The organism is Pseudomonas sp. MWU12-3103b, assembly GCF_023100615.1.
Taxonomy (GTDB): Bacteria; Pseudomonadota; Gammaproteobacteria; order Pseudomonadales; family Pseudomonadaceae; genus Aquipseudomonas; species Aquipseudomonas putida_A.
This window is the reverse complement of record NZ_JALMEY010000011.1, coordinates 19,709-34,187: the sequence shown is the minus strand read 5'-3', so window position 1 is coordinate 34,187 and position 14,479 is coordinate 19,709. Positions and strand designations below refer to the sequence as shown.

At 59.8% G+C, this 14,479-nt stretch carries 14 protein-coding genes and 1 pseudogene; 12 read left to right on the top strand and 3 right to left on the bottom strand.

Translation table 11 applies throughout. The features are described from left to right. Window positions 1-41 precede the first annotated feature (41 nt). The 9 genes and pseudogenes from M0808_RS17490 to M0808_RS17450 form a co-directional block, all read left to right on the top strand. A pseudogene (locus M0808_RS17490) lies at window positions 42-1,235 on the top strand (pyridoxal phosphate-dependent aminotransferase); the annotation flags it as partial. 209 nt (window positions 1,236-1,444) lie between these two features. After that, complete coding sequence (locus M0808_RS17485) at window positions 1,445-2,224, top strand: YqcI/YcgG family protein (RefSeq protein WP_247842010.1); 780 nt, start codon at window positions 1,445-1,447, stop codon at window positions 2,222-2,224. Then, window positions 2,224-3,063 (top strand): arginase family protein, encoded by an 840-nt coding sequence (locus tag M0808_RS17480; RefSeq protein ID WP_049827968.1) that lies wholly within the window; start codon window positions 2,224-2,226, stop codon window positions 3,061-3,063. Before M0808_RS17485 ends, M0808_RS17480 begins: the two co-directional genes overlap by 1 nt. Beyond that, window positions 3,056-3,913 (top strand): diaminopimelate epimerase, encoded by an 858-nt coding sequence (gene dapF, locus M0808_RS17475; protein ID WP_167797070.1) that lies wholly within the window; start codon window positions 3,056-3,058, stop codon window positions 3,911-3,913. Before M0808_RS17480 ends, dapF begins: the two co-directional genes overlap by 8 nt. Next, entirely contained in the window at window positions 3,900-4,862 is a 963-nt protein-coding gene (gene cysK / locus M0808_RS17470) for a cysteine synthase A (RefSeq protein ID WP_027614693.1), read from the top strand. The genes dapF and cysK overlap by 14 nt, the downstream gene beginning before the upstream one ends. 48 nt (window positions 4,863-4,910) lie before the next feature. After that, on the top strand, window positions 4,911-6,062 hold the full coding sequence (locus M0808_RS17465; protein WP_247842009.1) for a homoserine O-acetyltransferase: 1,152 nt from the start codon (window positions 4,911-4,913) through the stop codon (window positions 6,060-6,062). Further along, window positions 6,049-6,792 carry an SDR family oxidoreductase gene (locus M0808_RS17460; RefSeq protein ID WP_027614694.1) on the top strand — a complete coding sequence of 248 codons (744 nt, stop codon included), beginning with the start codon at window positions 6,049-6,051 and terminating at the stop codon, window positions 6,790-6,792. The genes M0808_RS17465 and M0808_RS17460 overlap by 14 nt, the downstream gene beginning before the upstream one ends. Before the next feature lie 48 nt (window positions 6,793-6,840). Continuing rightward, a complete protein-coding gene (locus M0808_RS17455) occupies window positions 6,841-7,755 on the top strand; it encodes a hypothetical protein (RefSeq protein ID WP_098968172.1) in 915 nt (304 codons plus the stop codon). Between the two features lie 108 nt (window positions 7,756-7,863). Then, window positions 7,864-8,454 (top strand): NUDIX domain-containing protein, encoded by a 591-nt coding sequence (locus tag M0808_RS17450; protein ID WP_096795624.1) that lies wholly within the window; start codon window positions 7,864-7,866, stop codon window positions 8,452-8,454. Window positions 8,455-8,581: 127 nt separating this feature from the next. On the opposite strand, the gene M0808_RS17445 is transcribed toward M0808_RS17450, so the two are convergent. After that, window positions 8,582-9,097 (bottom strand): methylated-DNA--[protein]-cysteine S-methyltransferase, encoded by a 516-nt coding sequence (locus tag M0808_RS17445; protein WP_098968173.1) that lies wholly within the window; start codon window positions 9,095-9,097, stop codon window positions 8,582-8,584. Between the two features lie 150 nt (window positions 9,098-9,247). Between M0808_RS17445 and ggt the strand changes: the two genes are divergently transcribed. Together ggt and M0808_RS17435 are read left to right on the top strand one after the other, a co-directional pair. Beyond that, entirely contained in the window at window positions 9,248-10,975 is a 1,728-nt protein-coding gene (gene ggt, locus M0808_RS17440; protein WP_027614698.1) for a gamma-glutamyltransferase, read from the top strand. A gap of 66 nt (window positions 10,976-11,041) precedes the next feature. Beyond that, on the top strand, window positions 11,042-11,575 hold the full coding sequence (locus M0808_RS17435; protein WP_247842008.1) for a cysteine hydrolase family protein: 534 nt from the start codon (window positions 11,042-11,044) through the stop codon (window positions 11,573-11,575). 731 nt (window positions 11,576-12,306) lie between these two features. Here the strand turns inward: M0808_RS17435 and M0808_RS17430 are convergent. Continuing rightward, entirely contained in the window at window positions 12,307-12,948 is a 642-nt protein-coding gene (locus M0808_RS17430; RefSeq protein ID WP_247842007.1) for a TetR/AcrR family transcriptional regulator, read from the bottom strand. 241 nt (window positions 12,949-13,189) lie between these two features. On the opposite strand from M0808_RS17430, the gene M0808_RS17425 reads away from it, so the two are divergent. Further along, window positions 13,190-13,825, top strand: coding sequence for a hypothetical protein (locus tag M0808_RS17425; protein WP_150369646.1), 636 nt, complete (start codon window positions 13,190-13,192; stop codon window positions 13,823-13,825). Window positions 13,826-13,866: 41 nt separating this feature from the next. Here M0808_RS17425 and M0808_RS17420 read toward each other — a convergent pair whose 3' ends face one another. Then, window positions 13,867-14,412, bottom strand: coding sequence for a hypothetical protein (locus M0808_RS17420; RefSeq protein WP_027614702.1), 546 nt, complete (start codon window positions 14,410-14,412; stop codon window positions 13,867-13,869). Between the last annotated feature and the right edge of the window lie 67 nt (window positions 14,413-14,479).

Below are 14,479 nucleotides of genomic sequence, written 5' to 3'. Positions count from 1 at the left end.
TGTTGCTGCGACCCTGATAAAAAAAACAAGGATGTGTAGTCGTGCAGTATCTGAAATCGCTGAAGTTGAACAGTGTGTGTTATGACATTCGTGGCCCGGCACTGGAGCAGGCCAGAAAGATGGAGGAGGACGGCCAGCGCATTCTCAAGTTGAATATCGGCAATCCCGCGCCCTTCGGTTTCGAGGCGCCCGACGAGATACTCCAGGATGTGATCCGTAATTTGCCGACGGCGCAAGGTTACAGTGACTCCAAAGGCTTGTTCAGCGCCCGCAAGGCCGTCATGCAGTACTGTCAGCAGAAGCAGATCGAGGGCGTCGGCGTCGACGATATCTACCTGGGCAATGGCGTCTCCGAGCTCATTGTGATGTCACTGCAGGCGCTGCTGAACAACCGCGACGAAGTGCTGGTGCCTGCTCCGGATTATCCGTTGTGGACCGCCGCGGTGAGTCTTGCCGGGGGCAATGCGGTGCACTACATGTGCGACGAGCATCAGGACTGGTGGCCGGACCTCGATGACATACGGGCCAAAATCACCCCCAACACCCGAGCGCTGGTGATCATCAACCCCAACAATCCCACCGGTGCGGTGTATCCGCGAGACGTGCTGCTGGGAATGCTGGAGATCGCGCGCCAGCACAATCTGGTGGTGTTCTCCGACGAGATCTACGACAAGATTCTCTACGACGAAGCTGTGCACATCAGCACCGCCTCGCTGGCGCCGGACCTGCTGTGCCTGACCTTCAACGGGTTGTCCAAGTCGTACCGGGTGGCCGGGTTCCGCTCCGGCTGGCTGGTGATTTCCGGGCCGAAGCAGCATGCCGCCGGCTACATCGAAGGCATCGACATGCTGGCGAACATGCGCCTGTGCGCCAACGTTCCGGCCCAGCATGCGATCCAGACCGCGCTGGGGGGTTACCAGAGTATCAATGATCTGGTCTTGCCTCAGGGGCGCCTGCTCGAACAGCGCAACCGGGTGCATGAACTGCTCAACGCTATTCCTGGCGTCAGTTGCGTCAAGCCGATGGGCGCGCTGTACGCATTTCCAAGGATCGATCCGAAAATTTGCCCGATCAAGGATGACGAAAAGTTTGTCCTCGAACTGTTGATGTCGGAAAAGCTGCTGGTGGTCCAGGGAACCGCGTTCAACTGGCCCGCGCCCGACCATTTCCGCGTGGTCACGTTGCCGGCATTGCCGGACATCGAAGACGCCATGGCGCGGATTCATCGATTCATCAGCAGCAGGTCAGTCAACAACCTGAGCGTTCGTCGAGTGGCGAATAACGCCCGGGACCTGTGGCCGGTCTTCTGATTCCAGACGCAGATCAAGTAAGCAAGTTGTCATGCCTGACGTAAGTTCGTGGCAGGTGTGACAGCGCAAAGTGCCAGACGGCTGGATGCCACACTCGGCCATCTCTCTAAGTTGTGCAGCATAAAGGAATGAGTATGCGGAACTTTGATGCGCAGGTTTCTTATCGGGTCATGCTTTCTCAGGATGAGATTAATCATCGTGGGGCCGGTTGGGAAAAAGAGGCCTTGAATGCACTGGAAGAGCGACTTGGAGCAGGGTCCGACTTTCCCTGCATCTTTTCCAAGAATGCATTCAAGAAGTCTTCGATCAAGTTTGTATTTGTCGACACTTTGGATGCTCAAGGGCTGGCGAAACTGGCTGAAGGGTTAAAAGAGTATGTAACGCTTTCCAGAACATGGAGTGGTTCAATCGAGGACGCTTATCCGCTCATCGTGTTCTTTTCAACCGATGCGATATCGGCGAGTACCGCGCAGGAGTATCAGGCCGCCGGGTGGGGCGTGCTGCAGAGCCTGCACTGGCTGGATGAAAGCCCGTGGCCGGACAGCGTCGATGTCGACCCGGAGTCACCGTTCTGGTCGATGTGCTTCGCGGGAATGCAACTGTTTGTGAATATGAGTTCTCCCGCACACAAACTTCGCAAGAGCAGAAACCTCGGGTCGAGATTTGCGCTGGTGATTAATCCGCGTGAACGCTTCGATGTATTTGCCGGCGATACCGTGGGCGGACGTAATGTTCGCGCCAATATACGCAAACGCATCCTTAAATATGATTCGGTGCCCCACGCCTTGCAATTGGGCGGCTTCGGCTCTGACGCCAAAGAGTGGTGGCAATACGGTTTGATTGAAGAAAATGCAGAGCGCACGGATGTTTGCCCGTTCAAACATTCCAGCCATGAAAATAAAGAGGAAGCCTGATGTTCAAGTTGATTGTATCCAACGGCAGAGTGGCAGACCGCACGGCATTTACCCGTATCGGTGCGTTGAAGGCCGCGTCGGCACTTGAAGCAAAGTACGGTGTAGCGCCGCTGTATATCGGTGACGGCAGCTGCGAGCCGGCGGCCGATGACTGGACAGTCAGTCTGCCGGCAGGACGTGAGCAGATCGATTCGCTGCATCGCGCCGTGGCCTGTGCGGTAGAGGAGCAGCAACTCACAGTGGTCATCAACGGCACCTGCCCGGCCAGCCTGGGCAGCGTACCTGCGGTTGCCAGACATTACCCGGACCTTTGTCTGGTGTGGGTCGATGCCCATGGTGACTTCAATATTCCGACGACCACTGACACGGGCTACCTGGGCGGGATGGTGGTGTCGGCATTATGTGGCCTCTGGGACAGCGGCTGTGGCGCCGGCGTGCGTGCAGAGAACGTCATTCTGGTCGGCGCGCGTGACATCGACGGGCAAGAGCAGCGTCTGCTGAGCGCCAATAATGTGCGCACGCTTTCTCCGCAGCAGGCCACCGCCGAAGCGGTGCGCAGCGCGATCGGCCAATCGAAGGTCTGGGTGCACATCGATTGGGACTCTCTTGAGCCTGGCTACGTGCCCGCCGACTACGCAGTGCCTGACGGTCTGCTGCCGCAACAGCTCGCGGCGATCCTGGGAGCAATTCCGCTGGAGCAGATCGTCGGCCTGGAAATCGCCGAGTTCAACGCCTCCTGCGATGCGGCGACGGCACAGCGTGCGACCCAGTGCATCATCGATATCGTTGACCCGCTCCTGTCCAAAGCGTGTCTTGAGGCGAGTGTGTGCCATGCATAAGCCGCCTGCTGCTGCCCGGCTGCGTTTCAGCAAGATGCACGGTGCGGGCAATGACATGATCATTCTCGATCTGCGTGATGCGCAGGATCCGTCGCGCGAATTGTGCAAGTACCTGGCTAACCGCCATAAAGGTATCGGCGCCGATATGGTTCTTGGCGTCAAGGCTGCGCGCAATCCATCGTCCGTGGCCTCGTTCGATATCTGGACGGCGCAGGGCGAGTCCTCCCGGCAATGCGGCAACGGCGCGCGGTGTGTCGCCGCATGGCTGGTTCGGGCAGGCCTGACGGAGGCGTCCGAGTTCACCCTCGACAGTCCCTCCGGTACCCACCGGGTCCGGGTCATGGAGGACGGCAACTATCAGATCAGCATGGGCGCACCGAATTTCTCGCCCGCCGCCATCCCGGTGTTCGGCTTCGACCAGGCGCAGTCGGCTTATCAACTCGAACTCGCCGGGCAACACCTGGCGTGTTCGGCGGTATCGATGGGCAACCCGCATGCGGTGATCGAAGCCGAACGTGATCAGTATGAGATTCCAGCTGTCGGCAGCGCCCTGCAAAACTCCGGGTATTTCTCCCCTGACGTCAACGTCGGGTTTGTACAGCTGCAATCGCGCAACAGGATAAAACTCAAGGTCTACGAATTCGGCGCAGGCGAGACGCTGGCCTGCGGCAGCGGTGCCTGCGCGGCGGTCGCGGTGCTGGCGCGGGCCGGGCGGGTCGACCGCTCGGTCGATGTCGAACTGCCCGGCGGAACCCTTGAAGTGACATGGGAGAGTGACTTGTCCGCGATGTACCTCTCCGGCCCTGCTGAATTCGTATTTGATGGAGAACTCGCTCATGCCGTTGTATGAAAGCATTCTGGACACGATCGGCCGTACGCCAATCGTCAAGCTGCAAAGGCTCGCCCCGGAACACGTCAGCATTTATGTGAAGGTCGAGTCGTTCAACCCCGGCGGTTCGGTCAAGGACCGGCTGGCGCTGGCGGTGGTACTCGACGCCGAAGCCAGAGGCCTGTTGAAGCCTGGCGATACGATCGCCGAATGCACCTCCGGCAACGTCGGCATTGCGTTGGCGATGGTTGCCGCGGCACGCGGCTATAACTTCGTGGCGATCATGTCCGACAGTTACTCAATCGAACGGCGCAAGCTGATTCGTGCCTATGGCGGCAAGGTTCTGCTGTTTCCTGCTCATCTGGGCAGCAGCGGCGGTAACCAGATTGCCGATGAACTGGCGCAGAAGTTTGGCTGGTTCAGATCGCGACAATTCGATAACCCGGCCAACCCTTCCTATCACCGCGAAACCACCGCCACCGAAATCCTCGGTGATTTCGCCGGTAAACGCCTGGACTACTTTGTCACCGGTTTCGGCACCAGCGGCACACTGACCGGCGTTGGCCAGATGCTGCGAGTCGCGCGACCTGCGGTGCAGATCGTTGCCGCAGAACCGGAAAATGCTGCGTTGCTGTCGGGCGGCACCTGGGGCGTGCACCAGATTCAGGGCCTCGCGCCCAACTTCACGCCGACCATCATGGACAAGACCGTCATCGATAAAGTCCTGACCGTGAACGAGTACGAGGCGCGCGACACTTCGCAGCGCCTGGCCAGGGAGGAGGGGATCTTCGTCGGCATTTCTTCGGGCGCTTCGGTCGCCGCAGCGTTGAAGGTTGCCGAGACCGCAGCGGCCGGTTCGGTGCTGCTGGCCATGTTGCCGGATACCGGTGAACGTTATCTCTCGACGTTCCTGATGGACGGCATCGCCGAAGGTTCCGACGATGACTGGTTGCAGTCGCTCGAGCCGTAACAGGCAACCGGTTACTTGGCGAAGCAGGCGCTCTAAGGGATTAGCATCATGGTGGAAACTCTTCCGGCAGCAGATTACATCGAGTTCGCGCGCCCGTTTCCAATGCATCGTGGAGGTGTACTGGAAGCTTTCAGGCTGACGTATGAGACGTTCGGGCAACTGAATGATCGTCGCGACAACATCGTCCTGGTGTTGCCCGGCATGTCCGCCAACAGCCACGTCTGCAGTGTCGCCCGCGATCCTGAGGCGGGCTGGTGGGAGGACTTTGCCGGTTCAGGCAAGCCGATCGATACAGACCGCTGGTATGTGATCTGTTTCAACTATCTGGGGGGTTGCAAGGGCTCGACGGGGCCGCTGTCCACCGAGCGGGCGAGTGGCAGGCCTTACCAGTCGCGCTTTCCCGAGCTGAGCATCGAAGACATCGTCGATACGATCGTCATGGCCGTGAAAGCGCTGGGCATGGCGCAAGTGACCTGCCTGATCGGCGCTTCGATGGGTGGCATGTGTGCGCTGGCCCTGTTGACCCGGCATCCGGGGTTTGTCCGGCATCACATCAACCTGTGCGGCGCGGCGAGTTCGCTTCCCGTGTCCACGGCCTTGCGTTCATTGCAGCGGGAAGCCATCCGCAGTGATCCGCTGTGGGCCGGTGGCGAGTATTCGCCGGATGCGCGCCCGATCCATGGCATGACGCTGGCTCGCAAGATCGGTCTGTTGAGTTATCGCTCCGGCGCGCAATTGAATCGCCGTTTCAGCCGCAGCGATCAGGCGGCGGGGAAATCCGCCGGCATGATCCACGACTTTGAAGTCGAGGATTATCTGCAGGCCAATGCCTGGCGATTCGCACGGGATTTCGACCCCAACAGTTATCTGCAGCTAAGCCGCGCAATTGATCTTTATGCCTGTCTGACGCCGCCGCAGGGCGGTTTTCAGACTGCCGGGCTGGAGCAGGTTCTGGTGGTCGGCGTCGAGAGCGACACGCTGTTTCCTGTTGCGCAACAGCAGCACATCGCTCAAGGGCTCGAGCAGGATGGTGCCGAGGTGACCTTTGTCCGGCTCGATTGCCCGGACGGCCACGACGCCTTTCTGACCGATCTGCGGGCGTTCGGGCCGCTGCTGGAACATTTCATGAATCGTATTGGTTCCGTCCTTCCTGCGGGCAGGGCGGAGCGTTGTCTGGAGTTGCACGATGAACGATTTTGACAAGGTTGCATTGGTGACCGGTGCCAACCGTGGCATCGGTTTTGAGGTGGCGCGACAACTGGCCGCCGAGGGCGTGACGGTGGTGCTCAGTGGCAGGAATTATCAGGCTGTCGCTCAGGCGGCCGACGAATTGGTCGGCATGGGCCTGAAGGCGTTCCCGTGCCTGCTGGATGTTACGGATGAAGACAGCATCGCCTCGGCGGTGAAATTGCTGGAGGCGAAGTTCGGTCGACTGGATATCCTGATCAATAACGCGGCGATCCGTATCGAATCCTACGGGTTGAACCCTTCGCAACAACCACTTCAACAGTGGCGCCAGACGTTTGAAACCAACCTGTTCGGCATGGTCGCGGTGACCCAGCATTGTCTGCCGCTGATTCGCCAGTCTGCGGCCGGGCGCATCGTCAACGTATCCAGTCTGCTGGCATCGCTCACCACCCATACGGACGTCGATTCCTACGCCTATTCACCGATGTTCAAATCCTTGCCGGGCTACAGCGCCAGTAAAAGCGGGGTGAATTCGTGGACGGTTCATCTGGCTTACGAGCTTCGCGACACGCCCGTCAAGGTTAATGCCGTGCACCCCGGTTACACCAAAACCGGCATGAATGACGGCGCCGGTGATCTCGATGTGCAGGAAGGCGCGCGGACCAGTGTCGCGCTGGCGCTGATCGGTGCCGATGGCCCCACGGGCACTTACCGCCATCAGGACCGCGTGATTCCTTGGTGAGTCGTCGCTGTTTTTCTGCTTCCAACTGTCCAGTAGAAAGGATTCTTCATGATTAAGCTTGCACTCGTCACCGATAAGCCGAACCTGCACATTGACTACGACATGCCGCCATTGCTGGAAGCCTGCAAGCAACTGTCGATCAACGCCGATGTGTGTTTCTGGGACGATCCGTCAATCGATTGGGCGGCGTATACCGCCGTATTGATCCGTTCACCGTGGGACTGCATTGAAAGCCTCGACGAATTCTTTGCCTGGTGCGACAAGGTGCATGCACTGACCTGCCTGTTGAACGTGCCGTCCGTGGCCCGGTGGGGCTTGAACAAGCTGTACCTGAAGGACATCGCTGCGCGCGGCGTGCCGATTATTCCGAGTGTGTTCCTGGCGCCCGACGACGCTCCCGAGGGTTATCTGGCTGACTTCCTCGACGCGAACACCGACAGCCACGAATTTGTCGTCAAACCGACGATCGGCTCGTACTCGCGCGGGGTTAAAAGATTTGTCCGCGGCGGTTCCGAGGCCGCGCTGGCACACATTCGCGCGCTGCAAAAGCGCGGTTCGCACGTGATCATTCAGCCGTACATCACCACCATCGACACTTACGGCGAGACGGACCTTACCTTCTTCGATAACACTTTCAGCCATTCCATCCGCAAGGGCGCCATGCTCATGGCGGACGGTACGGTGAACGTGCCAACCCCCGAGTTTCGCCAGCCGCGCGAGGCGGATGCCGAGGAGCAGGCGGTGGCGCTATCGGCGCTGGTGGCTTCTGCCGAGGTGCTCGGGCTTGAGCTGCCGTTGCTCTACGGCCGGGTCGACGTGATCCGCGACTATGACGGTCGGCCGATGATCATGGAAATGGAGATCTGCGAGCCTTCGCTCAACCTGCCGTTTCGCGCCGACAGTGCGATGAACCTGATCAAAGGCGTGCTCAAGCGCATCGACCGGCACCTGGTCGATCTCTGACAACCTCCTTGAACGCCAGTAAACAGGCCCGACAGCATTGCCGGGCTTTTTTTGTGCGCGCGATTATTCGACTATGGGCGTTTTCCGATGGCACAAGGAACAGGCGTCATGACCAAGACAGCCGAGCGGGTCAACATTGTCGATACTCAGGTGTTGTCCCACGACTGGTATCTGTTGCAGAAAATCACCTTCGACTATCTACGCAACAACGGTGACTGGCAGCGGCAGACTCGCGAAGTCTACGACCGTGGCAATGGCGCGGCGATTCTGTTGTTCAACCGCGAAAAGCGCACGGTGGTGCTGACCCGCCAATTTCGCTTGCCGGTGTTCGTCAACGGCCACGACGGCTTGTTGATCGAAGTGGCGGCGGGGCTGCTGGAAGGTGCGGCGCCGGAACAGCGGATCCGCGACGAGGCCGAAGAGGAAACCGGTTACCGCGTGCATGAGGTGAAGAAGGTCTTCGAGGCCTACATGAGCCCCGGCTCGGTGACCGAGAAGCTGCACTTTTTTATCGCCGAATACGACGCGAAGTCGAAGGTCAGCGAGGGCGGCGGCCTGGAAGAGGAAACCGAAGAACTGGAAGTGCTGGAGTGGCGCTTCGATGAGGCACTGGCGGCGTTTCAGCGCGGCGAGATCTGCGACGCCAAGACCATCATGCTGCTGCAATACGCGGCGATGAATAACCTTTTCGACAGCTGATTCAACGCCAATCCATTGTGGCGAGGGAGCTTGCTCCCGCTGGGCTGCGCAGCGGCCCCAGGTTTTTGCCCGTGCTGCGCACTGGAGCGGGAGCAAGCGCCCTCGCCACCCAATGGCATTTACGGGGTTAAAACAGGTCCCCTGTTCTACCGACATCAGACCAGTCACCCCCCTCCAGTGTCAGCAACCGCTCCTTGGCCTCAAGCCCACCCGCAAACCCGGTCAACTTCCCCGACGCGCCGATCACCCGATGACACGGCGCCACAATCGAAATCGGGTTGCGCCCGTTCGCCGCGCCCACCGCACGCACCGCCGTCGGGTTGCCGATCTGCTCGGCGATCTGGCTGTAGGTGCGAGTCTCGCCAAAGGGGATGGTCAGCAGCGCCGCCCAGACCTTCTTCTGAAATTCGGTGCCGACAAAATCCAGTTCCAGGTCGAAGCGATCACGCTTGCCGGCAAAATATTCCTCAAGCTGCTGCGCGGTTCGCTGCAGCAGCGGATTGTCCGGCGCTTCGCTCATCGGACCGAGGCGCACCCGGCCCGGTTTGTCGTTTTCCCAGAGGATGGCCGCCAGTCGTGAGCCGTTCGCAACCAGCTTCAATTCGCCGACCGGTGAGGGCAGGGTGATGAACGTGTACGACATGGGCAGAACTCCGGATCGGTACGGCGAGAGCGCCCAGCATACTGCCTGAGCGGGGAGGCGCAAATCGCAATAGCGACCATACTGCTTGGTGCTTTTGCTGCGTTCCCCTCTGTTCTGCACAGAACCCGAAAACAAAAAAGAGATCGACTCATGAAGTACGAACCTTTGGCCAAAACGCTGATTGCGACGTCACTGGCACTGAGCTGCCTCATGGCCCACGCCGCTTCCGTAGCACCGGTTGCCGCCGAAAACGGCATGGTGGTCACCGCTCAACACCTGGCCTCGCATGTCGGTGTCGATGTGTTGAAAAACGGCGGTAACGCGGTAGATGCGGCGGTCGCTGTGGGCTATGCGTTGGCGGTGGTTTATCCCGCCGCAGGTAACCTCGGCGGTGGCGGTTTCATGACCATTCAACTGGCGGACGGGCGCAAGACGTTCCTCGACTTCCGCGAAAAAGCCCCGCTGGCGGCGACGGCCAACATGTATCTGGACAAGGACGGCAACGTCGTCCCGGATCTGAGCACCCGTGGTCACCTCGCCGTGGCGGTGCCGGGCACCGTGTCGGGCATGGAGCTGGCGCTGAGCAAGTACGGCACCAAACCGCGCAAGGACATGATCGCCCCGGCGATCAAACTGGCGGAAGACGGCTTCGAGCTGGAGCAGGGCGACGTCGATCTGTTGGACTACGCCACCGATGTGTTCAAGAAGGACATGCGTGATTCCGGCTCGATCTTCCTGCACAACGGCGAGCCGATGCAGGTCGGGCAGAAGCTGGTGCAGAAGGATCTGGCGAAAACCTTGCGCACCATTTCCGAAAAAGGCGCTGACGGTTTCTATAAAGGCTGGGTGGCCGACGCCATCGTCACGTCCAGTCAGGCCAACAAGGGCATCATCACCCAGGCCGACCTCGACAAATACAAGACCCGCGAACTGGCCCCGGTGGAGTGCGATTACCGTGGCTACCATGTGGTTTCGGCACCACCGCCAAGCTCCGGCGGGGTGGTGATCTGCGAGATCATGAACATTCTCGAAGGCTATCCGATGAAGGATCTGGGCTTCCATTCGGCCCAGGGCATGCACTACCAGATCGAAGCGATGCGCCACGCTTACGTGGATCGCAACAGCTATCTGGGCGACCCGGATTTTGTGAAGAACCCGATCGAGCACCTGCTGGACAAGAACTACGCGACCAAGCTGCGCAACGCGATCCAGCCGCAGAAGGCCGGGATCTCCGCCGAACTGAAACCCGGCGTCGCCCCGCATGAGGGCAACAACACCACGCACTATTCGATCGTCGACAAGTGGGGCAACGCGGTGTCGGTGACTTACACCCTCAACGACTGGTTCGGCGCCGGGGTGATGGCGAGCAAGACCGGTGTGATCCTCAACGACGAGATGGACGACTTCACCTCCAAGGTCGGCGTGCCGAACATGTACGGTCTGGTGCAGGGCGAGGCCAACGCCATCGCCCCGGGCAAAACCCCGCTGTCGTCGATGAGCCCGACCATCGTCACCAAGGACGGCAAAGTGGTGATGGTGGTTGGTACGCCGGGTGGCAGTCGGATCATCACCGCGACCTTGCTGACCATGCTCAACGTCATCGACTACGGCATGGGCCTGCAGGAAGCGGTCGACGCGCCGCGTTTCCACCAGCAATGGATGCCGGAAGAAACCAACCTCGAAGACTTCGCCGCCAGCCCGGATACGAAGAAGATCCTCGAGAGCTGGGGCCACAAGTTCGCCGGGCCGCAGGATGCCAACCACATCGCCGCGATCCTGGTCGGCGCGCCGTCGCTGGGCGGTAAACCGGTGGGCAAAAACCGTTTCTACGGGGCCAACGATCCACGGCGCAATACCGGGTTGTCGCTGGGTTACTAAGAGGCGTAAAAACGGGGTGGGCTCAGGTCCGCCCCTGTTTCAAGGATCGATCAAGGAAGACTCATCATGTCTACTGCATTGCTGATCATCGACGTCCAACAGGTGCTCTGCTCGGGCCAATACCAGTGCTTCGACATCCACCGCGTGATCGACACCATCAACCAGCTCAGCACCCGCGCGCGAAAGGCTGGCGTGCCGGTGGTGCTGATTCAGCATGAAGAAAAGGACAGTCCTTTGGCCTACAGTGCCGAAGGCTGGCAACTCGCCGACGGCCTGCTGACGACGGAGCAAGACCTGCGCGTACGCAAAACCACCCCGGATTCGTTCTATCAGACCGAGCTGGGCAAACTGCTGCCCAGCGAAGACTTCGAACGCCTGATCATTTGCGGCCTGCAGACCGACTACTGCGTCAACGCCACCGTGCGCAAGGCTCATCAGTTGGGTTACGACGTGGTGCTTGTGGCAGACGCCCATTCCACCCTCGACAACGGCACCATGAGCGCCGAAGACATCATCGCCGAACACAACAAGGATCTGGCGCACCTGACCGGCGCCACGGCCCGGGTCGACGTCAAACCCGCAGCCGAGATCACTTTCTAAAACCAGCGCATACCCCTGTGGGAGCGGGCTTGCTCGCGAAAGCGGTGGGCCTGTGACGCATGTGTGGGCTGACCCGGCGCCTTCGCGAGCAAGCCCGCTCCCACAATGATTGAAGGTGTTCACCAATTCCCATGTCCAGCACAAATCCCCTGTGGGAGCGAGCTTGCTCGCGAAAACGGTGGGTCTGTGACGCATGTGTTGGCTGACCCGACGCCTTCGCGAGCAAGCCCACTCCCACAATGATTGAAGGTGTTCACCAATTCCCACGTCCAGCACAAATCCCCTGTGGGAGCGAGCTTGCTCGCGAAATCGGTGGGCCTGTGAAGCATGTATTGCTGACCCGACGCCTTCGCGAGCAAGCCCACTCCCACAATGATTGAAGGTGTTCACAGATTCCTTGCCCAGCACAAATCCCCTGTGGGAGCGGGCTTGCTCGCGAAAACGGTGGGTCTGTGAAGCATGTGTTGGCTGACCCGACGCCTTCGCGAGCAAGCCCACTCCCACAATGATTGAAGGTGTTCACCAATTCCCACGTCCAGCACAAATCCCCTGTGGGAGCGAGCTTGCTCGCGAAATCGGTGGGCCTGTGAAGCATGTATTGCTGACCCGACGCCTTCGCGGGCAAGCCCGCTCCCACAATGATTGAAGGTGTTCACCAATTCCCATGTCCAGCATGAGTTCCCTGTGGCGAGCGAGCTTGCTCGCGCCGGCTGCGTAGCAGCCCTCACACTTCAAGTCGCAAACAGAACCCCACGAATCTCCCCAACCCGCGGGGCCACGACGCCCTCCAGCACCAACCGCGTAATGGTCTCGGCTGCCGTCGCGTAATCCTCATCCTGCGGCACTTCGCGTCCGGTGATGCAGCCCATCTGCCAGCCAATATTGGTGTAGGTGCGGGTCGCCGACCAGATGAACAGCATCAGGTGTTCCGGGTCCACCGGGGCCAGCAGGCCGCGTTCGATCCAGCTGCGAAGGCACTCGACGTTGCGTCGGGCTTCGGCGTGCAACAGGTCGCGGCATTCGTCTGGCAACTGGCGCCCGCCGAGCAGCAGCTCGCCGCTGAATACCTTGGCAATCGCCGGGTGTTCACGGGCGATGCGGATACGCGCGGCAATGTAGGCGCGCAGGCCGATCAGCGGGTCATCGCTTTCGCGCAACGCTGCCGAGGCTTCCAGCAGCGGTTCGACAAATCCCAGGAGGACTTTCGAGTACAGGTTTTCCTTGGTCTGGAAGTAGTAATACAGGTTGGCCTTGGGCACGCCGGCACGGGCGGCGATGTCGCGGGTCTGGGTCGCGTCGAAGCCGTTGGCGGCGAACTCTTCGCTGGCGGCGGCGAGGATCAGTTGCTCGTTGCGTACGCGGATGGCGCTCATGGGAACACGGTGTGAATAGAAGGCATGGGCAGATACGGGCAATTTCGGTTTCGCAATATACAAAACTATATAGCGGCGAAGCCAGCTAACTGTTCCACTTGCGACAGGGCTGAGCGGATATTTTTGTGTAAATTTCCTGATTCAGTCTTTCCTCAAGCGAGCGCTCTCTCTAGAATCCGCCCCGCCTCCGCAATGGAGGCTCATTGCTATCATTTGGCTCGGTTCACATAGGGAAGACAACATGCAATTCGGGAAAATCCTGGCGCTGGGCCTGGTGCTTGCGCTCGGTGGTTGTGCCAGTTTCACCAAAGACGAAGTGGCGCCGGTCAAACTGCCATCGATGGCCAGCTACGCCAACAAACCCAATGTCTATGTGGACTTCGACTTCTATCAGGGCGAGCCGAAAAGCGCTTCGGCCGTAGAAGTGCCGCAGGCGCGTGACCAGCTCAAGCCTGAGCTGCAAAAGATTCTGAGTGATTCGGGCCTGTTCGGCCGTGTCACCCTGGACGAGTTCCAGAAGCAACCGGGCGACTACAGCCTGCGTCTGAAAATGTACAACCATCCGCCGAATGCCGGTTCGATGGTGCTGGGCTTCATCAGTGGTTTCAGCCTGGGGGTGATCCCGGCATACGGCACCGATCAGTACACCATGAGTCTCGAAGCCGTGGACGGAACGGGTCAGGCCCTGACCACCGCGAGCAACCATGATGCGGTCGGTACCTGGATCGGCATCTGGTTCATTCCGCTGATGGGCAACACTCCGAAGGCGGCGGTCAACGACACCTTCGCCCGTCAGGTCAATGCGCTGCTCAAGCAGATGATCGACAACAACAACCTGAAATACTCGGCACTCGAGACCCGCACTCCGCGGGCCTGATGCCAAAAAAAAGAGCCGCAATCGCGGCTCTTTTTTCGCCCTTACTTCAGGGCCTGGATGAACTGAGGATCGCTGTACAGTTCTTTCAGCAAGTCACGCAGCATCGGGTTGTAGGCGTTGACCGCGTTCGGAATCGCAATGAAACCGAAGAAGCTGCTGCTCCACTGGCTGCTGACATGCTTGGTCGCGTCGTAAACCACATTCTGGCCATTGAGCAGGGTGAAGCGTGCCGCGAGTTGGCCTTCGCCCGTGCCCATGCCGGCCGACAGGTTGTTCTTCACCACCAGCACTTTCAACTGACGCTGAGCCTGCGGATCAAGCAGACCGGCCTTGCGCAGTTCTTCGGTGATCGCGTCCTGGATATGCGCCGGGATGCTGCCGGATGGCGAGCGCACCGGGTTGGCCCGCACAGTCAGCGAACCTTCGCCAGACTCGGCAGTTACCTGAGGATTGCTGATCGCCTGCAGGGGCGGAGTCTGCTTGAGCTTCTGAACGTTTTCGAAGCTCGGCTCATAGCGGGTCATGGTCATGCCACAACCTTGCAGCAGCACTGCGAGCATCGGGATCAACAACAGAGACTTTTTCACGGCGTTTCCTTGCGTGAGGAATAAGGGGGGCGAATTATGGGCAGAGTGCCATCATTGAGCAACCGAC

What these genes read in the sequence shown, in the direction of transcription:
- ggt (WP_027614698.1), top strand. Translation starts at nt 9,248, where the DNA reads ATGAAGTACGAACCTTTGGCCAAAACGCTGATTGCGACGTCACTGGCA.
- M0808_RS17435 (WP_247842008.1), top strand. Translation starts at nt 11,042, where the DNA reads ATGTCTACTGCATTGCTGATCATCGACGTCCAACAGGTGCTCTGCTCG.
- M0808_RS17485 (WP_247842010.1), top strand. Translation starts at nt 1,445, where the DNA reads ATGCGGAACTTTGATGCGCAGGTTTCTTATCGGGTCATGCTTTCTCAG.
- dapF (WP_167797070.1), top strand. Translation starts at nt 3,056, where the DNA reads ATGCATAAGCCGCCTGCTGCTGCCCGGCTGCGTTTCAGCAAGATGCAC.
- M0808_RS17445 (WP_098968173.1), bottom strand. Translation starts at nt 9,097, where the DNA reads ATGTCGTACACGTTCATCACCCTGCCCTCACCGGTCGGCGAATTGAAG.
- M0808_RS17465 (WP_247842009.1), top strand. Translation starts at nt 4,911, where the DNA reads ATGGTGGAAACTCTTCCGGCAGCAGATTACATCGAGTTCGCGCGCCCG.
- M0808_RS17430 (WP_247842007.1), bottom strand. Translation starts at nt 12,948, where the DNA reads ATGAGCGCCATCCGCGTACGCAACGAGCAACTGATCCTCGCCGCCGCC.
- M0808_RS17480 (WP_049827968.1), top strand. Translation starts at nt 2,224, where the DNA reads ATGTTCAAGTTGATTGTATCCAACGGCAGAGTGGCAGACCGCACGGCA.
- M0808_RS17450 (WP_096795624.1), top strand. Translation starts at nt 7,864, where the DNA reads ATGACCAAGACAGCCGAGCGGGTCAACATTGTCGATACTCAGGTGTTG.
- cysK (WP_027614693.1), top strand. Translation starts at nt 3,900, where the DNA reads ATGCCGTTGTATGAAAGCATTCTGGACACGATCGGCCGTACGCCAATC.
- M0808_RS17455 (WP_098968172.1), top strand. Translation starts at nt 6,841, where the DNA reads ATGATTAAGCTTGCACTCGTCACCGATAAGCCGAACCTGCACATTGAC.
- M0808_RS17460 (WP_027614694.1), top strand. Translation starts at nt 6,049, where the DNA reads ATGAACGATTTTGACAAGGTTGCATTGGTGACCGGTGCCAACCGTGGC.
- M0808_RS17425 (WP_150369646.1), top strand. Translation starts at nt 13,190, where the DNA reads ATGCAATTCGGGAAAATCCTGGCGCTGGGCCTGGTGCTTGCGCTCGGT.